Annotated in this window: 28 protein-coding genes; 20 read left to right on the forward strand and 8 right to left on the reverse strand. The window is 61.5% G+C overall.

Annotated features, from left to right (window positions below):
• Positions 1-22: 22 nt before the first annotated feature.
• Positions 23-1,237: a multidrug effflux MFS transporter gene (locus AB1E34_RS17925; protein WP_372573688.1), complete on the reverse strand. Its 1,215-nt coding sequence runs from the start codon at positions 1,235-1,237 to the stop codon at positions 23-25.
• Positions 1,238-1,417: 180 nt separating this feature from the next.
• Between AB1E34_RS17925 and AB1E34_RS17930 the strand changes: the two genes are divergently transcribed.
• The 6 genes from AB1E34_RS17930 to AB1E34_RS17955 all read left to right on the forward strand — a co-directional run bounded on the left by AB1E34_RS17930 (position 1,418) and on the right by AB1E34_RS17955 (position 6,988).
• The gene (locus AB1E34_RS17930) at positions 1,418-2,950 is read left to right on the forward strand and encodes an acyl-CoA carboxylase subunit beta (RefSeq protein ID WP_372573689.1); all 1,533 of its coding nucleotides are present in this window, start codon (positions 1,418-1,420) and stop codon (positions 2,948-2,950) included.
• A gap of 73 nt (positions 2,951-3,023) precedes the next feature.
• Positions 3,024-3,485, forward strand: coding sequence for a DUF6497 family protein (locus tag AB1E34_RS17935; protein ID WP_372573690.1), 462 nt, complete (start codon positions 3,024-3,026; stop codon positions 3,483-3,485).
• 214 nt (positions 3,486-3,699) lie between these two features.
• Positions 3,700-3,837 carry a hypothetical protein gene (locus tag AB1E34_RS17940; RefSeq protein ID WP_306197514.1) on the forward strand — a complete coding sequence of 46 codons (138 nt, stop codon included), beginning with the start codon at positions 3,700-3,702 and terminating at the stop codon, positions 3,835-3,837.
• A gap of 69 nt (positions 3,838-3,906) precedes the next feature.
• On the forward strand, positions 3,907-4,254 hold the full coding sequence (locus tag AB1E34_RS17945) for a hypothetical protein (RefSeq protein ID WP_372573691.1): 348 nt from the start codon (positions 3,907-3,909) through the stop codon (positions 4,252-4,254).
• Positions 4,255-4,603: 349 nt separating this feature from the next.
• Positions 4,604-4,807, forward strand: coding sequence for a hypothetical protein (locus AB1E34_RS17950; protein WP_372573692.1), 204 nt, complete (start codon positions 4,604-4,606; stop codon positions 4,805-4,807).
• A gap of 135 nt (positions 4,808-4,942) precedes the next feature.
• The gene (locus tag AB1E34_RS17955; protein ID WP_372573693.1) at positions 4,943-6,988 is read left to right on the forward strand and encodes an ATP-binding protein; all 2,046 of its coding nucleotides are present in this window, start codon (positions 4,943-4,945) and stop codon (positions 6,986-6,988) included.
• A 66-nt stretch (positions 6,989-7,054) separates the two neighbouring features.
• On the opposite strand, the gene AB1E34_RS17960 is transcribed toward AB1E34_RS17955, so the two are convergent.
• A complete protein-coding gene (locus AB1E34_RS17960) occupies positions 7,055-7,501 on the reverse strand; it encodes a DUF4174 domain-containing protein (protein ID WP_372573694.1) in 447 nt (148 codons plus the stop codon).
• Positions 7,502-7,651: 150 nt separating this feature from the next.
• Here AB1E34_RS17960 and scpA point away from each other — a divergent pair, with 150 nt between their 5' ends.
• The 6 genes from scpA (at position 7,652) to AB1E34_RS17990 (ending at position 13,151) form a co-directional block, all read left to right on the forward strand.
• Positions 7,652-9,778, forward strand: coding sequence for a methylmalonyl-CoA mutase (gene scpA, locus AB1E34_RS17965; protein WP_372573695.1), 2,127 nt, complete (start codon positions 7,652-7,654; stop codon positions 9,776-9,778).
• A gap of 116 nt (positions 9,779-9,894) precedes the next feature.
• A complete protein-coding gene (locus AB1E34_RS17970) occupies positions 9,895-10,503 on the forward strand; it encodes a VOC family protein (protein WP_372573696.1) in 609 nt (202 codons plus the stop codon).
• A complete protein-coding gene (locus AB1E34_RS17975; RefSeq protein ID WP_372573697.1) occupies positions 10,500-11,003 on the forward strand; it encodes a GNAT family N-acetyltransferase in 504 nt (167 codons plus the stop codon). Before AB1E34_RS17970 ends, AB1E34_RS17975 begins: the two co-directional genes overlap by 4 nt.
• Positions 11,004-11,034: 31 nt before the next feature.
• Positions 11,035-11,715 (forward strand): TerB family tellurite resistance protein, encoded by a 681-nt coding sequence (locus AB1E34_RS17980; protein WP_372573698.1) that lies wholly within the window; start codon positions 11,035-11,037, stop codon positions 11,713-11,715.
• Positions 11,716-11,718: 3 nt separating this feature from the next.
• Positions 11,719-12,732 carry an endonuclease/exonuclease/phosphatase family protein gene (locus AB1E34_RS17985; protein WP_372573699.1) on the forward strand — a complete coding sequence of 338 codons (1,014 nt, stop codon included), beginning with the start codon at positions 11,719-11,721 and terminating at the stop codon, positions 12,730-12,732.
• 38 nt (positions 12,733-12,770) lie between these two features.
• On the forward strand, positions 12,771-13,151 hold the full coding sequence (locus tag AB1E34_RS17990) for a hypothetical protein (protein WP_372573700.1): 381 nt from the start codon (positions 12,771-12,773) through the stop codon (positions 13,149-13,151).
• 9 nt (positions 13,152-13,160) lie between these two features.
• Here AB1E34_RS17990 and AB1E34_RS17995 read toward each other — a convergent pair whose 3' ends face one another.
• The 4 genes from AB1E34_RS17995 to AB1E34_RS18010 form a co-directional block, all read right to left on the reverse strand.
• On the reverse strand, positions 13,161-14,702 hold the full coding sequence (locus tag AB1E34_RS17995; RefSeq protein WP_372573701.1) for a Ppx/GppA phosphatase family protein: 1,542 nt from the start codon (positions 14,700-14,702) through the stop codon (positions 13,161-13,163).
• A gap of 46 nt (positions 14,703-14,748) precedes the next feature.
• Positions 14,749-15,438, reverse strand: coding sequence for a P-loop NTPase family protein (locus AB1E34_RS18000; protein WP_372573702.1), 690 nt, complete (start codon positions 15,436-15,438; stop codon positions 14,749-14,751).
• The gene (locus tag AB1E34_RS18005) at positions 15,439-16,509 is read right to left on the reverse strand and encodes an AI-2E family transporter (RefSeq protein ID WP_372573703.1); all 1,071 of its coding nucleotides are present in this window, start codon (positions 16,507-16,509) and stop codon (positions 15,439-15,441) included.
• Positions 16,510-16,617: 108 nt separating this feature from the next.
• Entirely contained in the window at positions 16,618-17,985 is a 1,368-nt protein-coding gene (locus AB1E34_RS18010; RefSeq protein ID WP_372573704.1) for an FAD-dependent oxidoreductase, read from the reverse strand.
• A gap of 169 nt (positions 17,986-18,154) precedes the next feature.
• Between AB1E34_RS18010 and proS the strand changes: the two genes are divergently transcribed.
• From proS to AB1E34_RS18035, 5 genes are all read left to right on the forward strand, one after another.
• A complete protein-coding gene (gene proS / locus AB1E34_RS18015) occupies positions 18,155-19,552 on the forward strand; it encodes a proline--tRNA ligase (protein WP_372573705.1) in 1,398 nt (465 codons plus the stop codon).
• Positions 19,553-19,565: 13 nt separating this feature from the next.
• Positions 19,566-20,471 (forward strand): glycosyltransferase family 2 protein, encoded by a 906-nt coding sequence (locus AB1E34_RS18020; RefSeq protein WP_372573706.1) that lies wholly within the window; start codon positions 19,566-19,568, stop codon positions 20,469-20,471.
• The gene (locus AB1E34_RS18025) at positions 20,450-21,259 is read left to right on the forward strand and encodes a glycosyltransferase family 25 protein (protein ID WP_372573707.1); all 810 of its coding nucleotides are present in this window, start codon (positions 20,450-20,452) and stop codon (positions 21,257-21,259) included. Before AB1E34_RS18020 ends, AB1E34_RS18025 begins: the two co-directional genes overlap by 22 nt.
• A 131-nt stretch (positions 21,260-21,390) precedes the next feature.
• Positions 21,391-22,677: a lipoprotein-releasing ABC transporter permease subunit gene (locus AB1E34_RS18030; RefSeq protein ID WP_372573708.1), complete on the forward strand. Its 1,287-nt coding sequence runs from the start codon at positions 21,391-21,393 to the stop codon at positions 22,675-22,677.
• Entirely contained in the window at positions 22,670-23,356 is a 687-nt protein-coding gene (locus AB1E34_RS18035) for an ABC transporter ATP-binding protein (protein WP_372573709.1), read from the forward strand. The genes AB1E34_RS18030 and AB1E34_RS18035 overlap by 8 nt, the downstream gene beginning before the upstream one ends.
• Here the strand turns inward: AB1E34_RS18035 and AB1E34_RS18040 are convergent.
• Positions 23,340-23,777 carry a DMT family transporter gene (locus tag AB1E34_RS18040; RefSeq protein WP_372573710.1) on the reverse strand — a complete coding sequence of 146 codons (438 nt, stop codon included), beginning with the start codon at positions 23,775-23,777 and terminating at the stop codon, positions 23,340-23,342. The two genes, AB1E34_RS18035 and AB1E34_RS18040, sit on opposite strands and share 17 nt — an antisense overlap.
• A gap of 104 nt (positions 23,778-23,881) precedes the next feature.
• Here AB1E34_RS18040 and AB1E34_RS18045 point away from each other — a divergent pair, with 104 nt between their 5' ends.
• The 3 genes from AB1E34_RS18045 to tnpA all read left to right on the forward strand — a co-directional run bounded on the left by AB1E34_RS18045 (position 23,882) and on the right by tnpA (position 25,241).
• Positions 23,882-24,271 carry a c-type cytochrome gene (locus AB1E34_RS18045; RefSeq protein WP_372573711.1) on the forward strand — a complete coding sequence of 130 codons (390 nt, stop codon included), beginning with the start codon at positions 23,882-23,884 and terminating at the stop codon, positions 24,269-24,271.
• Positions 24,272-24,287: 16 nt separating this feature from the next.
• On the forward strand, positions 24,288-24,692 hold the full coding sequence (locus AB1E34_RS18050) for a c-type cytochrome (protein WP_372573712.1): 405 nt from the start codon (positions 24,288-24,290) through the stop codon (positions 24,690-24,692).
• 132 nt (positions 24,693-24,824) lie between these two features.
• Entirely contained in the window at positions 24,825-25,241 is a 417-nt protein-coding gene (gene tnpA, locus AB1E34_RS18055) for an IS200/IS605 family transposase (protein WP_372572594.1), read from the forward strand.
• A gap of 4 nt (positions 25,242-25,245) precedes the next feature.
• On the opposite strand, the gene AB1E34_RS18060 is transcribed toward tnpA, so the two are convergent.
• The gene (locus AB1E34_RS18060) at positions 25,246-25,926 is read right to left on the reverse strand and encodes a hypothetical protein (RefSeq protein ID WP_372573713.1); all 681 of its coding nucleotides are present in this window, start codon (positions 25,924-25,926) and stop codon (positions 25,246-25,248) included.
• Positions 25,927-26,040 lie beyond the last annotated feature (114 nt).

A 26,040-nucleotide genomic window follows, 5' to 3' on the forward strand; every position in this document is an offset into this window, starting at 1 on the left:
TTTGCAAACCCGCCAGCGCAAGTCATCTCAGGGCAAGTTGGCGCTCGCGCCGGATGACCACGGTGATCGACCCGATCGCCAGCACTGCGGTGCCCAGCATCAGGCCCAGCAGCGGTGCCTCAGAGCTGCCGGGACCCAGCAATGCACCCGCCAACCCGCTCAGCGCCGCACCACCACCCAGCATGATCGCGCCGGACAGTCCCGAGGCGGTTCCGGCCAGATGCGGGCGCACCGACAGGGCGCCTGCGGTCGCGTTGGGGATCGACATACCATTGCCAAGGCCCACAAAGGTCATGAAGCCGAAGAATGTCAGCGCCGAGGCCATGCCGGACAGGGTCAACACCAGCGACAGGCCAACACCCGCGGCATTCAGGATGCAGCCCCAGAGCACCATGCGGTTTACGCCGAAGCGCATTGAATACCGTCCCGACAGGAAGTTACCGAGAAAATAGCCCAGGGCTGGCGCGCCGAAATAGATCCCCATGATCGAGGGCGGCATGCCATAGATCTCGGTGCCGACAAAAGGCGCGCCGCCCAGATAGGCAAAGAACGCGCCCGAACTCATTCCCGACGCCAGCGAATAGCCCCAGAAGCGGGGCGAGGTCAGCAATTCGGGATATTCGCGGAACTGTGCGATCAGGGTCTTGCCACTTTTCAGGGCAGTTTCCCCGAAATCCACATAGGTCAACGCCAGCGTGATGGCGCCAAGGCCGAAGAGCAGCCAGAAATTGGCGTGCCAGCCAAAGATTTCATCCAGAAACCCGCCAATGGCCGGCCCGATCATAGGCACCACTGCCATGCCCATGGTGACATAGCCGATCATTGAGGCCGCCTGATCCTGATCATACATGTCCCGCACAGCGGCGCGGCTCAGCACCATGGCCACAACGACCACAGCCTGACACATGCGGGCCGCCAGAAAGGCTTCGGCGCTGGGGGCATAGATGCAGGCCAGCGTTGCGACCAGGAACAGGGCCAGCCCCCACAAGATCACCGGTCGTCGCCCCGCCTTGTCGGCAATCGGGCCGATCACGATCTGCATCATCGCATTGACCGCCAGATAGAGCGCGACGGACAACTGCATCAGGCGGTAGTCGGTTTCAAAATGCAGCGTCATGTTCGGCAGGCTGGGCAGGAAGATATTCATCCCCAATGCCGACAAACCCGCCAGCAGAATCAGGGTCCCGATTCTGGGCGGGCTGCGCCGCGCCGAAGTCTCATGCTGAAGCTGGGTCATTGTGGGGATGTATGCTGAGGGCTGCGGCCTGTCCATAACCAAGATTCATGAGGATGTTAATTAACAAATTTGCATTTCGCATCAGGATCGCTTCAAAAACTTTGCAAATTTGCTGAAAACTGCTTTGGCCCCAGCACGATCCCCTATATGTATCGCGCGATTTTGAAAGGGACACCGGCCATGAAAGATATCCTCTCCGAGCTTGAAAACCGCCGGGACGCGGCGCGTCTGGGTGGCGGGCAAAAACGGATCGATGCCCAGCACGGGCGTGGCAAGCTGACTGCGCGCGAGCGGATCGAACTGCTTCTCGACGATGGCAGTTTCGAAGAATTCGACATGTTCGTCAGCCACCGCTGCACCGATTTCGGCATGGAAAAGCAAAAGCCCGCAGGGGATGGCGTTGTGGTCGGATGGGGCACGATCAATGGCCGTCAGGTCTATGTGTTCAGCCAGGACTTCACCGTGCTGGGCGGGTCAGTGTCGGCCACGCATGCGATGAAAATCTGCAAGATCATGGACATGGCCGTGGCCAATGGCGCGCCGGTGATCGGGATCAACGATTCCGGCGGTGCGCGGATTCAGGAAGGCGTCGATTCGCTGGCCGGTTATGGTGAGGTGTTCCAGCGCAATATCGAAGCCTCGGGCGTTGTGCCGCAGATCAGCGTCATCATGGGCCCCTGCGCCGGTGGCGCGGTCTACAGCCCCGCGATGACCGACTTCATCTTCATGGTAAAAGACAGCTCTTATATGTTTGTGACCGGCCCCGACGTGGTCAAGACCGTCACCAACGAGGTGGTTTCGGCTGAGGAACTGGGCGGGGCGTCAACCCATACCAAGAAATCCTCGGTCGCGGATGCCGCGTTCGAGAACGATGTCGAGGCGCTGGCCGAAGTGCGCCGCCTGGTCGATTTCCTGCCGCTCAACAATCGTGAGAAGCCGCCGGTGCGCCCCTTCTTCGATGAGCCGGGCCGGATCGAGACCTCGCTGGACACGTTGGTGCCGGAAAACCCCAACACGCCCTATGACATGAAGGAATTGATCACCAAGGTCGCGGATGAGGGTGACTTCTACGAGATTCAGGAAGATTTCGCCAAGAACATCATCACCGGTTTCATCCGTCTGGAAGGGCAGACCGTAGGTGTTGTGGCAAACCAGCCGATGGTTCTGGCCGGATGTCTGGACATTGACAGCTCCCGCAAGGCCGCGCGTTTCGTGCGGTTCTGCGACTGTTTCGAAATTCCGATCCTGACTTTTGTTGATGTGCCGGGCTTCCTGCCCGGAACGACGCAGGAATATGGTGGCGTGATCAAGCACGGGGCCAAACTGCTCTTTGCCTATGGCGAGGCCACCGTGCCAAAGGTGACGGTGATCACCCGCAAAGCCTATGGCGGGGCCTATGTTGTGATGTCCTCCAAGCATCTGCGCGGCGATTTCAACTATGCCTGGCCATCTTCCGAGGTGGCGGTGATGGGTGCCAAGGGCGCGACCGAGATTATCCACCGCGCCGATCTGAACGATCCCGAAAAGATCGCCCAGCATGCCGCCGACTATGAGGAACGCTTCGCCAACCCCTTTGTGGCGGCGGAGCGCGGTTTCATCGATGAGGTCATCATGCCGCAATCGACCCGCAAACGGGTGGCACGCGCCTTTGCCTCGCTGCGGGGCAAGAAAAGCCAGAAACCCTGGAAAAAACACGACAACATTCCGCTCTAAGCCCCATTCGGGCCGCAGCGCAGTTTCATGCGACGGCCCATAGCTTGTTTCAACCGCAGGGACGCCCCATCAGATGATTCGCGCTCTCAGATACCAAGGCTCGCGCGCCGCACCGGCCGCCAGGCTCTGCCGCGGGCAGTGGCTTGGCTGTGTCGTCGGGTTGGTCCTGTGTGGTGTTGCGGGAACGGTGCAGGCGGATGCGCGAATACCGGTGCCCTCGGGGCAACCGGTCGAACTTCAGGATGTGCTGCTCGACAAGAACCCTGGCGCGCTCTGGCTGCGGTTCCGCTTCATGGCCCCGGCCATTGGCAAGACCGAAGAACGCATCGGCTATGAGGTCGCGGCCCAAGACATGGAGTTTCTGTGCAACCAAGTCGTCGTGCCCTATGTCGGCAAGCACGAGCTGGACCCCGCGCGTATCGTCATCTCGATGGCGGACAGAAATGTGGAATTTGGCCAGTCTGACCCCAAGGCAACCCAGTTTTTCGAGACCTATCGGCTGGAAGACGCTCGCTGCATATGGGAGGAATACTGATGCTGCCACTAGATGTTGTGTTTGCGGGGCGCCCCTGTGGCCATAATACGCCTCTGTCTTGCCGCAGCGCAGCTATATCGCTTGTCGCATGTGCATTTCCGTCCTGCTGCCCTATGGTCGCTGCGATCCGCAACACTGCGGGTCACAATCAAAAGATGACGCGGGCAGGGGGCGAACCCTCTGCAGAGGCTGCGTTTATTATCAGGAGAAGCAGATGTCGAAGAGCATCAAATTTGTCACCATGCTTGCCTTCGTCGGCACCGTCGCGGCATGTGCCGGCCAGCAGGAAGAAGAGATCGTTGTGGTCGAGCCGGTCTCGACTGAACCGGTCTTCACCGGCAAGTACAAGTAATACCGGTCCGGGACCGGCCTATGCGCTGGTCCCGACCCATCCATGGCACTCTGTCCGGGGGGCGCTGCCATGCTGAAACATCGCGGTTTTCCCGGCCGTCTTCCCGGCACCGACTTCCAGTTCACGATTCGCCGCCCGAATCCCAAGGGTGTGACGCCTCTGGTTGCGCGCGATCGCTATCGTGATCGCAGACCGGCGGATAAACGCGCCGATTCCGGGTTCATGGCGGCGCTTTGGCAGCAATTCGGCGATCAGCCTTTTGAGCGGGGCAATCTGGATGCCGGCCGATTGAACTGGCTCTTCGGGCGCGAAGTGATTCCCGCAGAAGATCCTTTTGACCCAGAGAGTTACGAGGCGTTGCTTGTGGTTGACGTCAACGTTGCGCGGGCCTCTTTTCCCGATGTTTTTGGGGATTGATCGGCATGAACCCGCAGGCCCCAACCTCAAATCGGCAGAAAGTGGCTCAAAGTGAGCCTTCGAGCTTGCCGTGCTTGGCGCGCCGCGAACTGTCGGGCAATCTCTCAACTGTGGGTGGCTACGCATTGCCTGCGTCACCTGCAAACCATCTATTCCGTACCCCTTCTCTGTGCGGGCAGATTGATGTTCCCCCCTTCAATCTGCCCGCCTTTTTTTCGCCTAGTGCTGCGCGTGCGGGTCGGCGGGGATTTGCGCAGGCATCCGCTTCAACCCGAATTGACTTGCCCGTGACCGGGCTGCGGCTGCATGACTGCGCGCATAAATCCTACGAAAAAGAAGGAAGAGCAGCATGTACACGAACAAGATCGTATTGGCCCTGGCGGTCTGTGCAGGTCTGTCGGCCTGCGGCGACAACACCACCGAGCGGGTACTCTATGGCGGCGCGGCAGGCGCTGCGGGCTCGGCCATCCTCGACACCAACGTGGTTGCCGGTGCAGCCGTCGGTGCGGCGGCAAACGTCATCTACTGCGAGGAAAACCCCGGCAAGTGCTGATCGCACCGCGGGTCTGACCACATTACATACACGACCCCGTTCCGGGTCGTCTGAACTCATGCGATTCGCCGCTCTGGTCCGAAAGGACGGGGGCGGCGTTTTGCGTCTGCGGAATTACAAGACAAAGGACTGCCCATGTTCAACAAGATCCTGATCGCCAACCGGGGTGAAATCGCCTGCCGGGTCATCAAGACCGCCCGCAAGATGGGCATCGCGACCGTCGCCATCTATTCGGATGCCGACAAGCAGGCGCTGCATGTGAAGATGGCCGATGAGGCGGTGCATATCGGCCCGCCGCCCGCCAACCAGTCCTATATCGTGATCGACAAGGTGATGGAGGCGATCCGTTCCAGCGGCGCGCAGGCGGTACATCCGGGCTATGGCTTCCTGTCGGAAAACGCCAAATTCGCCGAGGCGCTTGAGGCCGAAGGTGTTGCCTTTGTTGGCCCGCCCGTTGGTGCGATCGAAAGCATGGGTGACAAGATCACCTCTAAGAAGATCGCGCAGGAGGCTAATGTCTCGACCGTGCCCGGCTATATGGGGCTGATCGAGGATGCCGAAGAGGCGGTGAAAATCTCCAACGAGATCGGCTATCCGGTGATGATCAAGGCCTCTGCCGGGGGTGGCGGCAAGGGGATGCGGATTGCCTGGAACGATGACGAGGCGCGCGAGGGCTTCCAGTCCTCCAAGAACGAGGCCGCCAGTTCCTTTGGCGATGACCGGATCTTCATCGAGAAATTCGTCACCCAGCCGCGCCATATCGAGATTCAGGTGCTGTGTGACACCCATGGCAACGGCATCTATCTGGGCGAGCGCGAATGCTCGATCCAGCGCCGCAACCAGAAAGTGGTGGAAGAGGCGCCCAGCCCGTTCCTTGACCCCGAGACCCGCAAGGCGATGGGCGAGCAGGCCGTGGCTCTGGCCAAGGCGGTGGGCTATGCCAGCGCCGGTACGGTGGAATTCATCGTTGATGGTGACAAGAATTTCTACTTTCTGGAAATGAACACCCGTCTGCAGGTTGAACACCCGGTGACCGAGCTGATCACCGGTGTCGATCTGGTTGAACAGATGATCCGCGTTGCCAATGGCGAGCCGCTGAGCATCACTCAGGACGATGTCACGCTGACCGGTTGGGCGATTGAAAACCGTCTTTACGCCGAAGATCCCTATCGCGGATTCCTGCCCTCGATCGGGCGGCTGACCCGCTATCGCCCGCCGCAGGAGGTTGCCTCGGGCCCGCTGCTGGTCAACGACAAATGGCAGGGTGACGCGCCCGAGGGCGAGGTTGCCGTGCGCAACGATACCGGAGTCTATGAAGGCGGCGAGATCAGTATGTATTACGACCCTATGATCGCCAAGCTCTGCACCTGGGCACCGACCCGTGAGGCCGCGATCGAGGCGATGCGCGTCGCGCTCGACAGTTTCGAGGTCGAAGGCATCGGTCACAACTTGCCCTTCCTGAGCGCGGTGATGGATCACCCGAAATTTGTCTCGGGCGACATGACCACGGCCTTCATTGCCGAGGAATATCCCGACGGGTTCGAAGGGGTCACGCTGCCCGAAGAGGATCTGCGCCGGATCGCGGCCTCTTGTGCTGCCATGCACCGGGTGGCCGAGATTCGCCGCACCCGCGTGTCGGGCCGGATGGACAACCACGAGCGCAAGATCGGCAAACGCTGGAACGTGGCGCTGCAGGGCCAGGAGTTTGCGGTCAAGGTCAAGGCCGACCGCGAAGGCTCGACCGTCAAGTTCGAGGATGGCAGCAAGCTGCGCGTCACGTCGGACTGGACGCCGGGCGATCAGTTGGCGGTTCTCGAAGTGGATGGCAGCCCGCTGGTGCTGAAGGTCGGCAAGGTCTCGGGCGGGTTCCGCGTCCGCAACCGGGGCGCGGATATGAAAGTGCATGTACGCACCCCGCGTCAGGCCGAACTGGCCCGCCTGATGCCGGAAAAACTGCCCCCCGATACCTCGAAAATGCTGCTCTGCCCGATGCCCGGCCTGATCGTGAAGGTCGATGTCGAACTGGGTCAGGAAGTGCAGGAGGGGCAGGCGCTCTGCACCATCGAGGCGATGAAGATGGAAAACATCCTGCGCGCCGAGAAGAAGGGCGTGGTGGCCAAGATCAACGCAGGCCCCGGCGACAGTCTGGCTGTGGATGACGTGATCATCGAGTTCGAGTGATCCGGAACCCACCGGGAAAGGCGGCACCGTGACAGTGGTGAATGTGAAATCAGATCGGCAGCGGGGTCAGTTGAGCCCCCGCTGTTCGCGCAGCTCGCGCTGGCGCAGCGGCATCTTGTCGATGGACCGGCTGATTTCGCGCACGCTCCATGGAAAGGGTTTTCGCAGACGCACGCCGCCATCCTTGCCGATGATGACCAGTTGGAACCCGCGCGGGCGCAGCTTTTTGCGCAGCTCGGACGGGTTGGCCGGGTCGGTATCGGTCAGAACCACCACATCGCGATCCGTCAGCATGCCTTCTTCTGCCATCAGCATGTCGATCTGCTGCTGGAACCGCGGATCGGCCTCGGTGTCGGCAAAGACCACGATGGGTCGGTTTGTCCACAAAAATTCGCTCAGATCGCCATCATCCGCCGTACGGATCATTCCGGCTTCTTTAGGCTCGGACCCATCCGTCGCGGCTGCCGCGAAGGGAATTAGTGTCGCAAAAACAAGCGCGAGCGTGCGTTTCATACTCTCTCCCTTTGGATTGAATATAGACGCGCTGGCGCGGAATGCGACCGCCGAATTGCACCCGTTCACCAAAATGTTGCGCATAGCAGCGCAAGAGACTTCCGGCAAAGCCTGCTTTGCCATTCTCCGACAAGACGAGAGGACCCCGAGATGACGACGACCGCAGATTGGCGGGCGCTGGCCGAGAAAGAACTGCGTGGCCGCGCGCTGGATGACCTGAACCGCGAAACGCTTGAGGGGATTGAGGTCAAACCGCTCTATACCGCCGAGGATACGGCCGAGCTTGATCATATGGGCACTCTGCCCGGCTTTGGCCCGTTCACGCGCGGTGTGAAGGCGACGATGTATGCCGGCCGCCCTTGGACCATCCGTCAATATGCCGGGTTCTCGACGGCTGAGGAATCGAACGCCTTCTACCGCCGCAATCTGGCGGCCGGTCAGCAAGGTGTTTCGGTGGCCTTCGATCTGGCCACCCACCGGGGCTATGACAGCGACCACGCCCGCGTGGTGGGTGATGTGGGCAAGGCCGGTGTGGCCATCGACTCGGTTGAGGACATGAAGATCCTTTTCGACGGCATTCCGCTGGACAAGGTCTCGGTCTCGATGACGATGAACGGCGCGGTGATCCCGGTTCTGGCCAGCTTCATCGTTGCTGGTGAAGAGCAAGGCCATGACAAGTCGCTGCTGGCGGGCACCATTCAGAATGACATTCTGAAAGAGTTCATGGTGCGCAACACCTATATCTACCCGCCCGAACCCTCAATGCGGATCATCTCGGATATCATCGAATACACGTCAAACGAGATGCCGAAATTCAACTCGATCTCGATTTCGGGTTATCACATGCAGGAGGCCGGGGCGAACCTGGTGCAGGAACTGGCCTATACGCTGGCGGACGGGCGCGAATATGTACGTGCCGCGACCGAGGCCGGGATGGATGTGGACAAATTTGCCGGGCGTCTGAGCTTCTTCTTTGCCATTGGCATGAACTTCTTCATGGAGATCGCCAAGCTGCGCGCCGCGCGCACGCTCTGGCACCGGGTAATGACCGAGTTTGGCGCGAAATCCGAACGCTCCAAGATGCTGCGCACCCATTGCCAGACCTCCGGCGTATCGCTGCAGGAACAGGACCCCTATAACAATGTGATCCGCACCGCCTATGAGGCGATGAGCGCGGTTCTGGGCGGAACCCAGTCGCTGCACACGAACGCGCTGGATGAGGCGATTGCCCTGCCCACTGACTTCTCGGCCCGCATCGCGCGCAACACGCAACTTGTGCTGCAGGAAGAGACCGGTGTCACCGATGTGGTCGATCCCTTGGCGGGGTCCTACTACATCGAGAGCCTCACCAATGAGTTGATCGAAAAAGCCTGGGCCCTGATGGAAGAAGTCGAAGAGATGGGTGGCATGACCAAGGCCGTCGCCTCGGGCATGCCCAAGCTGCGCATCGAGGAGTCGGCGGCGCGCCGTCAGGCGATGATCGACCGGGGCGAAGAGGTGATCGTCGGGGTCAACAAATACCGCAAGGAACAGGAAGACCCGATCGATATTCTCGATGTCGACAACATGGCGGTGCGTGACGCCCAGATCGCGCGGCTGGAACGCATCCGCACCACGCGCGATGACGCGGCCTGCGTGGCCGCATTGGACGAGTTGACCCGCGTATCGCGGGAAGGTGGAAATCTGCTTGCCGCAGCGGTAGAGGCCGCGCGGGCGCGTGCATCCGTGGGAGAGATCAGCATGGCGATGGAAAAGGAATTCGGCCGTCACCGCGCCGAGGTGAAAACGCTCGCCGGTGTCTATGGCGCGGCCTATGAGGGCGATGAAGGCTTCGCCGCGATCCAGAAATCCATCGAGGATTTCGCCGAGGCCGAAGGCCGCCGCCCGCGCATGCTGGTGGTCAAGATGGGTCAGGATGGTCATGACCGGGGCGCCAAGGTGATCGCCACCGCCTTTGCCGATATCGGGTTCGACGTGGATGTCGGGCCCCTGTTCCAAACACCCGAAGAGGCAGCGCAGGACGCGGTGGACAATGACGTGCATGTGGTGGGCATCTCGTCCCAGGCTGCGGGTCACAAGACGCTGGCGCCGCAACTGGTCGAGGCCCTGAAGACGGCGGGTGCCGAGGACATCATCGTGATCTGCGGCGGGGTGATCCCGCAGCAGGATTACCAGTTCCTTTATGATCACGGGGTCAAGGCGATCTTTGGGCCCGGCACCAACATCCCCGAGGCGGCGCAGGATATCCTGAAACTGATCGCCGCAGCGCGGAACTGAGACAGAGGGCGCAATGCGCCGAGCAAATTCCAAGCCAGAGCAGGGGGCGCATCAGCGCCCCTTTTTCATTGCGCGCAGGTCGTGGCGCTGTAGCCTGACGGACGGGAGGACCTTTCATGCGTCTGGATCATCTGGCAGTTTTGGGAACGAGCCTTGAAGAGGCCGTAGAGCATGTCGAGACCTCGCTGGGTGTCGCGCTTGGCCCCGGCGGGAAGCATGCGCGCTATGGCACTCATAACCGGCTGATGGGTCTGGAAGGCGGGCTTTATCTTGAGGCAATTGCCATTGAGCCGGGGGTGGAGCCGCAGGAGCGGCCGCGCTGGATGGATCTGGACCGGTTCACCGGACCCGCGCAGCTGGCCAACTGGATCATCCGGTCCGAGGATCTGGCCTCAGAGCTTTCGCTGCTGCCTGAACCGTCGCAAAGGATTGTCGAGTTGGATCGCGGCGATTTGCGCTGGAGGATGACGGTGCCCAAGGACGGTATCCTGCCCTTTGGCGGCATGTTCCCGTCGGTTCTGCAGTGGATGGGGCGGATGCCGGGCGACAGTTTCGCCTCGTCCGGTTGTGCGCTCAAACGGCTGACGATCAGCCATCCGCACGGCGATGATTTACGCGCGGCATTGGGGCGGGTGCTGGCCGATGACCGGATCTCGGTCGAGATCGGCGCGATCGGTATGGTGGCTGCGTTCGCCACGCCCACGGGGCAACGGGTACTGCAATGATCATCCGGCCGGCAGCGGCAGCAGATGCGCCCGCGGTTTCGGCGCTGGTCAATGACATGGTGCGCGGTTCGCTGACGACCTTCACAGTTGAAGAGCGCAGCCCCGGAAGGGTGGCGGAGCAGATCAGGCAGGATGGGCGTCGTTTTCTGATTGCCGAAGAGGCGGGCGCGGTTCTGGGCTATGCCACGTACAAGCCCTTCCGGGACGGTCCCGGCTATCGCCACACCAAGGAGCACTCGATCCTGCTCGCCCCTGCTGCCCATGGGCGCGGGATCGGGCGGGGGTTGATGATCCGGCTTGAGGGCATCGCTGCCGAAGACGATGTCCATGTGCTGGTCGCTGGCATCAGCAGCGCCAATCCGGGTGCGGTGGGGTTTCACAAGGCGCTCGGGTTTGAGGAGGTCGGGCGCATGCCGCAGGTGGGCCGCAAATGGGATCAGTGGCTGGATCTGGTGCTGATGCAGAAAATTCTTGCGGCTGATGCTGAAACCCTTACCTGACAGTGTCAGAAATCCGCAGTAGGCTATAGCCATGTCACTCTGGACCAGAATATCCGAAGCGCTGAGCGCGCTGGCCAAGGGCGAAAGCCTGTCGGACGTGTTCGAACGTCTGCGCACCCCGCCCGAGCGGTCGGTGGCTTTTGCCATTGCGGTTGTGGCGCTTGGGGCCAAGATGGCTAAAGCCGATGGCCGGGTGACCCGCGACGAGGTCACCGCCTTTCGCGACGTGTTCCAGATCGCGCCCGAGGATGAAGAGGGCGCGGCGCGGGTCTTTGACCTCGCCCGCAATGATGTGGCCGGGTATCAGGACTATGCCCGCAAGATCAAACGCATGTTCGAAGAGGATTCGACAACGCTTTGCGATCTGATGGAGGGGCTTTTCCATATCGCGATGGCGGACGGGTTTTATCACCCCAATGAAAACGAGTTCCTGAAAGAGGTCAGCGGTATCTTCGGCCAGACCGAGCAGCAGTTTCGCGCCTTGCGGGCGCGGTTTGTGCCGGATGCCCCCAAAGACCCCTATACGGTTCTGGGTGTGGCACCGGATATGCCTCGTGAAGATATTCGCAAGGTCTGGCGGCAATTGGTGCGCGACACCCATCCCGATGCCATGATGGCGCGCGGGGTGCCGGAAGAGGCGGTGAAGCTGGCCGAAAAGCGGATGATCGATATCAACCGTGCCTGGGACGAGATCAACCAGGCCGCGGCCTGAGCCATGCGGCTGGCAACCTACAACATCGAATGGTTCGCCACGCTGTTTGACGATGAAGACAAGCTGCAACTGGATGATGAACGCTCTGGCCGCTATGGCGTGACCCGCGCGCAGCAGGGTGAGGCAATCGCCAAGGTTCTGACTGCCATGGACGCTGATGCGGTGATGGTGGTCGAGGCCCCCGATACCGGTCGCAGGCAAAGCACCGTTGCGGCGCTTGAGGGGTTTGCCGCCGCCTTCGACCTGCGCACGAAGAAGGCGTTGATCGGTTTTGCCAATGACACCCAGCAGGAAATTGCGCTGCTTTATGACCCCGCACAGCTGCGCGCCCGGCATGATCCGCAGGGGGAAGAGACCGGCAAGAAAGGCAGCGGCGCTGCGCCGCGTTTTGACGGGGTCTTTCGCATCGATCTGGATATCGACGCGACCGAGGATCTGGTACGTTTCTCCAAACCCCCACTGGAATTGGCGGTCGAGACTGCGGCTGGCACGCAATTGCGCATGATTGGCGCGCATCTTAAATCCAAGGCGCCGCACGGGGCGGAAACCCGCGATGAAGTGATCCGTACCTCGATCGCCAACCGACGCAAGCAACTGGCGCAGGCGATCTGGTTGGCCACACGGGTCGAGGCACATGTGACGGCGGGGCAGGAGGTGATCCTGCTGGGTGATCTGAATGACGGGCCGGGGCTTGATGAGTACGAACATCTGTTTGGACGGTCTTCGGTCGAAATTTTGCTGGCTGCGGGGCTTTATGATCCGCATGCGGATCAGGCGCGGCAGCTTCGGCCCGGTGCCGTGCCGACGACAGCGCGCTTCCATCTGGCCGACCAAGGGCGCTATCTGCGGGCATTGCTGGATTACATCATGGTCACACCCGGATTGCGGGCGCGGCAGCCTGCGTGGCGCATCTGGCACCCGTTTGACGATGTCGATTGCTGGTCTGTGCCAGAGCTGCGGGATGCGTTGCTGACCGCCTCCGATCATTTCCCGGTCACATTGGATATCGAGATATGACCTTTGAACACACAGCCAACCGCGCCTATACTCACCCTATGCGTATCTTGCTTGCCATTGCTCTGACTGCTGGCCTTGCCGCACCGGTTTCCGCTCAAGATGACGAGGGGCGGTCGCTGATGGAGCAGGGGGCGGAGCTGTTCCTGTTTGGCCTGCGTCAGGAAATGGACCCGATGCTGCAAAACCTTCTGGGGCTTGCCGATGAGTTTGGCCCCTCGATGCTGAGCTTCTTCGAGGAAATGGGACCCGCCTTTGCCGATATGGCACAGGAGGTGAAGGATTGGAGCGTCTATGAGATGCCCGAAATCCTGCCCAATGGCGATATCATCATTCGCCGCAAGCCCGAGCCGAGCCCTGACCCGGTACCCGAGACGCCCGGACAGGATGCGGAACCGAACCTCGAAGGCACCGAAATCTGAAACGCGGGATCAGCCGCGGATCAGCATTTTGGTTTCGGCCTCAAGCGCAGAGCTGAGCGATTTCAGCCGCGCTTCGGCGATCTCGCTGAACAGCGGGCGGGCCGAGGCGGGCATGCGCAATTCCAGCACGCGCTTTTTCGGAAACCAGTTCAGCTTGCCGATCTTGGCATCCTCGCGCATCCACATCATTGCGCCAAAGCGCATCGCCTTGCCCAGAATCTCGGCCTGTTTCTGGCCCTTCTCGTCCAGCAACTCATAGAGCGGTTCGAACCGGTTGCCTTCGCGTTTGTTCCGATAGCGATGCTGCAAGGCAAGGCCCAGAAAGACCCGTTCGGAGTGTTTCAAGCCGCCCAGATTGGCGCGGGTGACATAGTCGAAACAGACCTCGGCCCGGTAGTCGGGATGCGCGCGCCAGCTGACGTCATGCAGCAGGCAGGCCGCCTTGACCAGGCGTTTGACATGGGCAGGTTGTGATTTGAACAGCGGCATGACGAAGTCAAAGAGCTGCTTGCCAAATTCCGGCAGGCGGGCATCCTTGGCTTCGGCAAAGCGGCAGGCCTCGATCAGCGGATCGCGGTCGCGCAATTTCTGCGACATTTGTTCATAGAGCAACCCTTCGCGGATGCCATAGCTGGACACGGCGATGTCCTTGGGCTTGAAGGTGCGGATCAGGCGGGTCAGCACGTCCATGGCATAAGGTACCAGCGCCATGCGCGAGCCGGACACGCCCGCGGCGCTGCGCAGGTCTTCGGCGTCGCCTGCTTCGATGAACTTCACCGTCTTGCGGATGTCCGAGGCCGTCATCCGGTATTCGTGCAGCACCGCTAGCGGATAGCCCCGGCGCAGCATGTCCAGACGTGCAATCGCCCGCCAGCTGCCGCCGACAAGAAACAGCCGGTCGCGTTGCGGACCCAATTGGTCGCGCAGGTCTTCCATGACTTTCTTGATTTGGGCTTTGCGCCCGCGCCTGCCGCCAGAGATGTCGCGCAGCTTCAACGGACCCAGCGGAGAGGTTAGGCGCTTGCCGACCTGACCATCCGATATCTCGGCCAGTTCCATCGACGAGCCGCCGATATCGCAGATCAGGCCATAGGCGCCCGGCCAGCCCAGCAACACGCCCTGCGCCGAAAGCCGTGCCTCTTCATCGCCGTCGATCACCTGAATGGTCAGCCCGGTCTTTTTCTTGACCTCGGCGCAGAACGCCGGCCCGTCCTTGGCCTCGCGTACGGCGGCGGTGGCCACGACGCGCAGGGGCGGCAGGTCCAGCCCCTCGGCCAGATGCTGGAACCGGTGCAGCGCGGCCAGCGCCCGCTCGCGGCCCTTGGGGTTGAGCAACCCGGTCTCGGACAGCCCGGCCCCCAACCCGCACATGAGTTTTTCGTTGTAGAAATAGGCCGGCGAGCGCGCGGCCCCGTCAAAGATCACCAGCCGGACAGAGTTCGAGCCGACATCGACCACGCCGACACGCGACAGCGCGCGCGCGCCGGGGTCATTGAACAGCGGGCTGCCGAACTCTCCCCAATCCGGGGCTCTGTGTGTGTGCTGGTCCATATCGTGCCTATCGCTGTTCAGAGGATGCAGGGCCACGTCGCACGGGTCAATTCCCTGCAGTGGCCAGATCGGCGTCGTCCGCCATCAGCCTTGCGGCCAGCGCGCGGGTGATTTCGCGCTTTTCGGTCAGCGCGATATGGTCAAGTCGCTCAACCATACGGGCGGCCGCATCGAACCGGCGGTCCATATGTCGCACCAGATAGCGGATCAGATCGGGGCGCGGGTTGAGCTGGCGGTCGAAAAACAGCTTGGCGATCACCGCCCCCAGCAACTCGTCATCAGGCGGCTCAAGCGCGACATGCTGCGCGCCCTGCACCCGGCTTTGCAGATCCGGCAGAGACAGCGCCCAGAAGGGCGGCGCGGCGCGACCCGTAATCAGCAACGGGTGACCATTTGCCAATGTCAGGTTGTGCAGGTGAAACATTGCGTCCTGCGCGGCGGTGTCCGTGGCGATCCGTGGCACATCCTCGACTGCGAGGGGGCTGTCGGAGAGCTGCAACAAGTCTTGCGACGTCAGCGTAGTGGCCGATACGATTCGCGCGCCGGTCTCGGCAGCCCAGACATGGACCAGATGGGTCTTGCCCGACCCCTCCGGGCCGGTCAGCACCAGCTTGCCGCCCGGCCATGTCGAGGCTGAGAGCAACGCAACCGCCATGGCGTTGGAGGGGGACACGAAGAAATCTTCGCGCCCGCGCGCGGTTTTTGATGGCAACTCGAAGCTGAGCTGTTCGGCCATTTACGGGGCGTCCTGTTCATTCTGCTGACTGCCATAAAGCCTGCTGACCATATATTGTGCCGTGCCAAACCGTGCCAACACGCCCAATGCGGCTGCAATCGGAACAGCGATCAGCATCCCGACAAACCCGAACAGCGCGCCGAACACCGACAGGGCCAGCAGCAGCCAGACCGGATGCAGGCCAACCGAACTGCCGACAAGCTTGGGCGTAAGAAAGTTGCCCTCGACCATCTGGCCGATGGCAAAGATCGTTGCGACCAATCCGACCGAGACCCAATCGCCCCAGAACTGAAAAAGGGCCAGACCGATCGCCAGCGCACCGCCGATCAATGCACCTAGATAGGGAATGAACGTGACCAGCCCGGCGATGGCGCCGACCACGAGACCAAATTGAAGCCCGACGAGCATCAACGCGATGGCATAATAGCTGCCAAGGATCAGGCAGACGGTCCCCATGCCCCGCACGAACGAGGCCAGCACGGCATCGATCTCACCCGCGAGCCGACGAATGACCGCGACATGTTCACGGGGCAGCAGTTGATCGATACGCGCAATCATCCGGTCCCAGTCGAGCAACAGATAGACGGCGACGACCGGCGTAACGATCAGCAAAACCACGATGTTGAATGCCGAGGCCGCCGACCCGAGGATCGTTTGCAACAGCTCACCGGATTTAGACTTTATCGCGTCACCGACTGACGTAAGGATCTGATGTACATTGGAATTGCGGTCCAGCAGGGATGGAAACTTCTCGTGCACAAAGCTGCGCATATCTTGATACAGCTGCGGCAGGATATTGATCAGATCGGCCAACTGAGTGATCAGGGCCGGTACCACCAACAACAGCAGCACGACAAAAAGCAGGATCGACACCGCGGTGATCAGCGCCGTCGCCGCAATGCGCGACAGGCCCAGCTTTTCAAGCCGGTCTGCGACGGGATCAAGGAAATAGGCGATGGCCGCGCCGATGACAAAGGGCAAAAGCACATCGCCCAGGGCCCACATGACCAGAACGAACACCGCCGCAGCGATGCCCCAATACCGAAGCTGAGTTGCAACTGGGAGTGACATAGGACCTCTCTGCGCTGGCCACACTCATCGCCCATGGGGCGCTGGCGATCAAGAGGGTGTTCCGTGTTTCGCAACGGTATCCTGGCCCTTGGGAAAGGTCCGCGCTGCTTAGTGTGTTCGCACCCCCTGCCGCCTTAGTTCGGCTTGGACGGCGCTCAGGTCGATTGCGTCCAGCGCGCGGTTGCTTTTCAGCGACAAGGCCGCCGCCACGCCTGCGCCTTGCCCGGCAACGGCGCAGCAGGACATGTTGCGGGTGGCCGCATGCGCGATCCGGTCGCCACCGGTTGACCGGCCCGCAACCAGCAATCCGCTGATTCCTTTGGGCAGCAGGGAGCGATAGGGGATCTGCATATAGCGCCCGGTGGTGGGCAGGATGAGAATGCCGTAGCCGTCAATGAATTCGGGATAGATGCCGATCGTATCCTCGAACCGGCCCTCGTGGCGCACATCACTTTCGGTCATGTTATAGGCGGCGTCGATCTTGCGGGTGTCGCGCACGCCGATGGTCATGCCGAAATTGCGCAGCCGCGCGTTTTCGCAGCCCGGCATGAAACGGCGCAGCGCCTCGATCGCCAGCATCGATTGCCGCCGCCCCTCGATCTCTCCCAACGTCAGGCTGTCGGGGTCGGTGCCGTCCACTTCGTCGAGATGGATCAGATTCATGTAAGTCAGTTCACCAGTATCGTGCAACGCGCCCCAGGTTCCGGCGATGGTGTTCAGATGGGCAGGGATCAGCCCCTCTTTGATCGCCTGATCAAAGGGCTTCTTGATGAAGGGCGAGAACATGTCGTCCTCTTTGCCGCTGGTCTCGATCACCCATTCACCGCTGCCGCCCCAGTCCTTGTAGGTTTGCGGGTCGGATTTGATCCCCTCCATGAAGGTGCGTTTGTCGACCCCGGCCAGATGGAACATGACCGAGGCCGCCATCATCTGCTCGCGTTCGGTCTTATAGGTCGGCGCACCTGCGCGATGCGCCACATCCGCATCGCCGGTGGCATCAATGACGATACGGGCGAGAATGGCCTCGCGCCCCGCCTTTGATTCCACGATGACGCCGGTGACTCGATTGCCGTCCATGATCGGTGCCACGAATTGCCGGTGCATCATCGGGTGTATGCCCGCCTCCTCTACCAGCTTGTCAGCCACCAGCTTGAAGCCTTCGCTGTCCAACTCGTAGCTGAGCGATTGCGTTTCCGGCACCGCTGCGCCCATCTCCTTGGCGCGCTGCTCGAATTCCCAGCCGATGCCGCCCGCTTCGACGGTCTTTTCATGTCGGTACCAGGCGAAGCCCTCGACACCCACGGCGGTGATGTTGCCGCCGAAACAGCCAAACCGTTCCAGCAAAGTCACCTCGGCGCCTGCGCGCGCGGCGGCAAGGGCGGCAGCAAGGCCACCGGGACCGGAGCCCACAACCAGAACCTCGGTGCGATGCACAACCGGAATCTCGCGCGCCGGTTCGCTAATCGTGTCGGCCATCCTGTCCTCCGCCCTCTGTGCTTCGCGCCAGAGTTCGGGATTGCCGGGCGGTTGGTCAATCCCCATTGCGACGCATCGGAGGTCGCCCGGCGGAACAGGTTCGGATTGCCCCCGCCGGGGCTTTGGCATAATCACGGGTCAACTCAAACTTTACCTTCAGGGTCAAACCATGCGCCTCAGCCGTTACTTTTTGCCTGTTCTCAAGGAAAACCCGTCCGAGGCCCAGATCGTAAGTCACCGGCTGATGCTGCGCGCTGGCATGATCAAGCAGGCCACTGCAGGGATCTATTCGTGGCTGCCGCTGGGCTTCAAGGTGCTGCGCAAGATCGAAAACATCGTGCATGAAGAACAGATTCGCGCGGGTCACATCCCGATCCAGATGCCGGTGATGCAATCGGCCGATCTGTGGCGTGAAAGCGGACGGTATGAGGCGTATGGCCAGGAAATGCTGCGCATGAAGGACCGGCATGACCGGGACATGCTGTTCACGCCCACCGCCGAGGAACTGGTCACCGATATCTTCCGCAGCCATGTCAGCAGCTACAAGGACCTGCCGCTGACGCTCTACCAGATTCAGTGGAAGTTCCGCGATGAAATCCGCCCGCGTTTCGGCGTGATGCGGGGGCGTGAATTCTACATGAAGGACGGCTATAACTTCGACCTGACCAAAGAAGACGCGCTGCACGCCTATAACCGCCATCTGGTCAGCTATCTGCGCACCTATGAGCGGATGGGTTTGCAGGCGATCCCGATGCGCGCCGATTCCGGCCCCATCGGCGGTGACGACACGCATGAGTTTCTGGTGCTGGCCGAGACGGGCGAATCCGAGGTGTTCTATGACAGCGCGGTCACCGATCTGACCTTCGGCGATCGTGAGATCGACTATGATGACAAGGCGCAATGCCAGGCAATCCTCGAAGAGTTCACCAGCAAATACGCGCGCACCGACGAAACCCATGATGCGGCCCTGTTCGATCAGGTCCCCGAAGAACGCCGCCGCGTGGCGCGCGGGATCGAGGTGGGGCAAATTTTCTATTTCGGCACCAAATATTCCGAGCCGATGGGTGCCACGGTGCAAGGCCCCGATGGCAAGCCAGTCCCGGTGCATATGGGCAGCCACGGCATCGGCGTCAGCCGTCTGGTTGGTGCCATCATTGAGGCCAGCCATGATGATAACGGCATCATCTGGCCCGAAGGTGTGACGCCGTTCCATTGCGGGATCGTCAATCTGAAACAGGGCGACGATGAGGCGGATGCCGCCTGCGAGGCGCTCTACAAGGCGCTGGCCGCGCTGGGGCTAGAGCCGCTTTATGATGATCGCAACGAGCGGGCAGGGGGCAAGTTCGCCACCATGGACCTGATCGGCCTGCCCTGGCGGATCACCGTGGGCCCGCGCGGGCTGAAGAACGGCGTAGTCGAACTGACCAGCCGCCGCACGGGCGAAAGCGAAGAGCTGAGCCCCGAAGAGGCGGTCAAGAAGGTGGCCCGCATCTACGCTCCGCATCGCGGCGGCACCGAGGAACACCCCGAGCCGATGGCAGGCAGGCCGTTTCACACCTGGCTGTGACCGGCGGTCCGCTATGTCCAAACCGCTGATATCGGTGATCACGGTTACCCGAAACCTCATTGAGGCCGGACGCCGCGAGACGATGCGCGCGGCGCTAGATTGCGTGCAGGCCCAGAGCTTTCGTGCGGTGGAGCATGTGATCTGGGACGGGGCGTCAACAGATGGCACCCAGGCCCTGCTTGAAGAGTGGCAGGCAGAGAATTGTGCCGATGCGACGGCGATTCCCATCATTTATCAAAGCGATACGGATGCCGGGCTTTATGATGCGATGAACAAAGCGGTCGCCTTGGCCAGCGGTGAGTATGTGATCTTCCTGAACTCCGACGACTCGCTCGCGAGTACCGACATCTTAGGTGAATTAGCCACATTGGTGCGGGCCGAACAGCCCGATTTTGTCTATGGTGGCACGCTGCAGACCCTTGAGGATGGCAGCACCAAGAACCACAGCCGCACGAACCTGTCGGCCTTCCTGCAGCGGATGCCGTTCTGCCACAACTCGATGCTGGTACGGCGCGACGTGTTTCTGGCGCTTGGCGGGCATGACCTGTCCTATCGTGTGGCGTCGGATTACGATTTTGTTTTTCGCATGCTGATGGAAGGATATTCCGGCGCGGGCACAAAACTGCCGGTGTCCAAATTCAGCGCGCGCGGGGTTTCGGCAAATATCCTGGGTGTCGCCAAGGATTACGCCGAGGTGTGGAGCCGCTACTTTGGCCAGATGGCGGGGTGTGGCAAGATCGACGGTGAAGAAACGCTGAACTGGTATCGAACAGGGCAATTGCCGATCTCGATGTGCCGGGCAGCCTTGCGGGGGGCCAAGGGCAATGAAACGATGCGGCGGGCGGCCCTGCACAGTCTGAAGATCACCTTGCGCAGGCGGATGCAGCCCTGGCGCAAATGGGATTATTTGCAGGGCTGATCATGCAGATATTCGTCATCAACCTCGACCGTTCGCCAGAAAGGTTTTCCGCGATCCAGGCGGAATTCGCCAAGGTGGGGCTCGACCACCACCTGAACCGGATCAGCGCCATCGACGCACGTGACCCGGGCTTCGAAGCGCCGGGCTATACCCCCCATAGCTGGCGGGACCGGTGGGAGTTAAAACGCTCTGAGCAGGCGGTGTTCGAAAGCCACCGCGCGGCCTGGCGCCGGATCGCCGATCTTGAGGACACGGTGGGTATCGTCTGCGAGGATGACATTCTGGTGTCCACCGCGTTCCCGCGCGTGTTGGAGGTGCTGGAGGGCCAGCATTTCGGCGTGGTCAAGCTCGACGGGTTCAACGCTACGCGCCGCTATGGGCGTGCCACCGAAGTGGACGGCTGGCAGCTGCGCGCGATCGTCGAGCCGGTGCCAAGCGCCGCCTGCTACGCGGTGTCTTCAGCCGCCGCCCGGCACTTGCTGGCGGATAGCGAAAGCTACTGCGAAACGCTTGATGATTTCGTGTTTCGCGCCCGTGCCGGTATTGATCCGTTGCAGCTCTTTCCCGCCGTGGCCGTGCAGCAGATGTGCTGTATCTCTCCCGATAGCGAAGAGGTGCCCGAGACAAGCCAGCGGGAGCGGCAGGACAGCAGCAAGGCCGCCAAGGGACCCGCAGCTTATCGCGTATTGAAAGAAATCCGACGTAGCCTGCGCAAGCGCAATTTGCGCGGATTTGAGGCGCACATGCCCGCGCTTTGCGACGATCTGCCCCGTTATCGTGATGCCTGAGCGGGCGCTGGCCCGGTGCAGGCGGATTGAGGCCATCGGCAAATGGCTGCCAGCTTATGCGCGCTATCGCCGCTTGACCCCGGACGGCTGACAACGCAGGTTGCGCCGACTTTGTTTCGAGGAACTCCGTAATGGCCTCTCAACCGGCACCTTTTGCCCCGTTCGAATGGAAGATTGCCTGGCGCTACCTGAGGGCGCGCCGCGCCGAGGGGGGCGTCAGCGTGATGACTTGGATCAGCCTGATCGGGATCACCCTGGCAGTCTTTGCGCTGATCGCCACGCTGGCCGTGCGTTCGGGTTTTCGGTCCGAGTTCGTGGGCACCATTCTGGGGGCCAATGCCCATGTGACGGTCTACAGCGTGGGTGAGATGGACGCGCAGGGACGGGTGGACAGGACCATCCCGGATTATGACGCCATGGCCGGGAAAGTGGCGCAGGTGCCGGGCGTGACGCGGGCCGCCCCGCTGGTGCGCGGACAGGTGATGATCGCGCAGCAAGGCCGCAATGCCGGGGTGCAGGTTCTGGGCATCTCTGCCGAGGATCTTGCCAGCCTGCCGGGTATCACGGATGGCGAGGCCTCTTACGGGGATCTGGCGCGGTTTGGCGAGGGGATCGCCATCGGGTCGGGCGTTGCGCGCACGATCGGAGCCAGCGTTGGCGATCGGGTCAAGCTGATCTCGCCCGACGGGGCCAAGACGGCCTTTGGCACCTCGCCTCGGGTCAATGCTTATGAGGTGGTCTATGTCTTCAGCGCCGGGCGCTATGATATCGACAACACCCGCGTTTACATGCCTTTCGCCGAGGCGCAAAGTTTCTTCAATCGCGAGGGGGTAGCGGACGAAATTGAAGTGATGGTCGAAGAGCCCGAAGCACTGGACAAGGTGGTGATCCCGATCCTGGTGGCGGCCGGGGATGCGGCCCGCGCCTGGACCTGGCAGGACGCCTCGGGCGGGTTCCTGCGCGCGCTTGAGGTCGAGGACAACGTGATGTTCATCATCCTGTCGATCCTCGTGCTGATCGCGGCGATGAACATCGTTTCCGGGCTGATCATGCTGGTCAAGAACAAGGGGCGTGATATCGGCATCCTGCGCACGATCGGGTTAAGCGAGGGGTCCGTGCTGCGGGTCTTCTTCATCTGCGGCGCCTTCACCGGGCTGATCGGCACCGCGCTGGGCGTGGTGCTGGGCTGCCTGTTCGCGATCTATATCGACCCGATCTTCTCCTTCGTGAATTACGCGATGGGCGGCGGTGTCTGGGACCCGGCCATCCGGGGCATCTACGCCTTGCCGGCCGAGCTGCACCTGTCCGATGTGCTCAAGGCGGTGGGGCTTTCGTTGGGCCTGTCGTTTTTTGTCACCTATTTTCCCGCCCGCCGCGCGGCGCGGATGAACCCGGTTGAGGCGTTGCGTTATGAGTGATCCGGTGCTGAGCCTGTCGGGGCTGACCAAATCCTACAAACGCGGCACGCCGGGTGAGGTGGCGGTGCTTCGCGGCGCTGATCTCGAGATTGCGCCCGGCGAAGTGGTGGCGCTGGTGGCCCCATCGGGGGCGGGCAAGTCTACCTTGCTGCATATCGCAGGCCTGCTGGATACGCCCGATCAGGGGATTGTGCGGATCGGTGGCCGGGACATGACCGGCAGGAGCGATCGCAAGCGCACCGCGACGCGGCGGCGCGACGTGGGTTTCGTCTATCAGTTCCACCATCTGCTGCCCGAGTTCACCGCGCTGGAAAATGTTACCCTGCCGCAACTGGCGAACGGAGCCGGAGAGCGGGAGGCGCAAGCGCGCGCGAAGGAGCTGCTGGCACGGGTCGGCGTCGCAGAACGGGCCGATCACCGGCCCGCAGCGCTTTCGGGCGGTGAGCAGCAGCGGGTGGCGTTCTGTCGGGCGCTGGCCAATGCACCGCGCCTGCTGCTGGCGGATGAGCCGACGGGCAATCTCGATCCCGGCACTTCGGATCAGGTGTTTGGCGCATTGATGGACCTAGTTGCGGGTACCGGATTGTCAGCCCTGATCGCCACGCACAATCTGGAGCTTGCGGCGCGCATGGACCGGGTTTTGCGGCTGGAGGAGGGCGCGATCAGGCCAGCTGCGTGATCGCAACGCCCACGGCCATGATCGCGATGCCCGCCGTGCGCGTCAGGTTCAGGGGGCTCACTTGCGCGCCGAACAGCCCATAGTGGTCGATGGCCGCAGCTGAGATCAACTGACCGATCAGTACGAAGAACACCGCGTTGCCGACCCCGAAATGCGGGGCGACATGGGTGATCGACAGCACATAGAACGCGACTAACAAGCCCGCCAGAAACAGGTGTTTCGGCGCGCCGCCCAGCTTTGCCAATGCCTGAGGACCGGGAAACAGCATCATAATCAGCGCCGAAGCGGCAAAGGCGATCGCAAACAGGACCACTCCCGCAGCCGTGGGGGATCCGATGAGCTTGCCAAGTGCTGCGTTCAATGCGGCAAGAACCGGAATGCCGATCCCGGCGGCCAGCATGATCAGGGCGTATTGTGTCATCGGGTCCGGTCCTTGGGTCGGGTCAGGGGTTGATCTGGATCATTGCGCCCCGCAGCCTTGCGGGCAAGCTTTCCCTGAAGCAAATTCGGCTGCGGAGAGAGAAGATGAAAGCACCCGTAATCTCAATGCTGATGGTTCTGGCGCTTCCGGTTGCGGCACAGGATGTCGCCAATGGCGAGGCGCTTTATATGAAACACTGTGCGACCTGCCACGGGATCGACGCAACCGGGCAAGGGCCCATGGCCGGTGTCCTGATGATAAAACCGGCAGATCTGACGCAATTGCAGGCGGATGGTGTTTTCCCCACCGAACGGGTGGTGCGCCGCATTGATGGTCGCGACCCGCTGGTCAGCCATGGCAGCCCGATGCCGGTCTATGGCGATTTCTTCGAAGGCGAGGACAAGGCCACCAAAACGCATTCTGGCCAACCCATTCTCACAAGCGCGCCGATTGTCGATCTGTTATCCTATCTTGAGACATTGCAACCCAGTTAGAGGAGTTCTGGACACCATGACGCTCAGGTTCGTGCTGATCCCAACCACGATGTTCGCCTTGGCCGCATGTGCCACAGAAAACGCGATGCCCGAGGCTGAGGAGGGGCGGGTGCTGTTTGTGCAGAACTGCGCCGCCTGTCATGGCTCCGACGCCAAGGGAGGGTCCTTGGCAGATGGTCAGCGCGCGCCCGATCTGACCCGGATCGCTGAGCGAAATGGCGGTGTGCTGCCCCGTGCGCAGGTGCTGTCCCAGATCGATGGCTATGGCAGGGGCAAGGCCCCGGCCAGCGTCATGCCCGAGTTCGGCGCCTTGCTGGAGGGCGACACGGTCCCGGTCGAGGTGGATGGCACCCTGACGCCCACGCCACGCCCGCTGGCCGCGCTGCTGGCCTATCTCGAAAGCATTCAGGTTCCCGGTTAGTATCCACGCTCTGGAGCAAACCCTCCGACTTCCAGTCGGACCCGCTTCAGCGTAAAGAATCGTGTAATGATCTTACCCTCTGGAAAATGAGCCGCAGCCGGGTCGAAGGCTCATTTTCCAGAGGGTAAGATCATGCAATATGACAGCGGCAAGCACTGCGTTTTCTATCATCGCTATCATATCGTCTGGTCGACGAAGTATCGCTACAAGGTGTTGACCGGGGCGTTGCGCTTGCGGGTGCGCGACATCCTTCGGCAGGTCTGTCGGGAGAACGAGGTCGACATCTTGCGCGGTGTGCTGTCGAGTGACCACGTCCACATGTTCGTGTCCGCGCCGCCGAAGATTGCCATTTCCGATCTGGTGCGCAAGATGAAGGGCCGTTCGTCCCACAAGGTGCAACGGGAATTCCCCGCGATCCGCAAGCGCTATTGGGGACGCCGGTTCTGGGGGCGAGGGTATTTCTCAACGACCAACGGCGCCATCACCGAAGACGTCGTGTTGCAATACCTCGAAAACCACATCGCCGATCCTACCGACGTCAGTCGGTAGTCGTTTAGTCGCAGATCCCGTCGATCTCGACGCCGTCCCAGGGCAGGTAGACATCGCTCTCCCGCAGCTTGGGCAGATCCGAAACCGGAAAGGCCGCACTCAGCATCTTGTGCAGGCGTTGGGTCCGGGCTGCATCGGGCGCCAAAGCGCGGCAGCAGACATATTCCTCGACAATGGTGCCCTGCTGCTCGAAGCCGTAGTCCAGAAAATTGGGGGTTTCGTCCAGATCGAACAGGTAGGGATCATTGGTCCGGCCATGCTCTGCCGCTGCACGCAATGGGTGATAGCCAGTTTTGTGGCGGTTTTGCCATTGCCAGACATGGGTCAATTCGTGCGCGAATAGCATCGCCTGTACCAGATGGAGGCGATCAGGGTATTCCTGCGCATAGTCCTCCAGATACCAGTCCCGTGTGAACAGCACATGGTTGAACAGGGCGACCGCAGCGGGTTTCGAGGTGACGATCTCTTCCTTTACAGGGGGCAGGATACGCTCGCGGCAGGTCACGCGCGGGCGCGGTTTGCGCTTAAAGGTGACGCTGCCCACCGGCGCGCCTTCAACCAGCCGTACCCGGTCCAGATTAAGCGCGTCACCATGGATGCGACTGGCAAAGTCCTTTTCGGTTTCGGTCAGGGGGCGGCCACAGGCCGCAACCAGAAACAGGATCACAAGGAAACGCAGGAACATGACCGAAACCCTAGCCCGCCGGTCTTGCGCCGCAAGCGTTTTCTGAGCGATGACGCAGCTGTGTTTGGAACAATCGGTAAATTGCCATGATGCGGTGCCACCGTGGGAATACGG

Source organism: Ruegeria jejuensis, from assembly GCF_041537905.1.
Classification (GTDB): Bacteria; Pseudomonadota; Alphaproteobacteria; order Rhodobacterales; family Rhodobacteraceae; genus Ruegeria_C.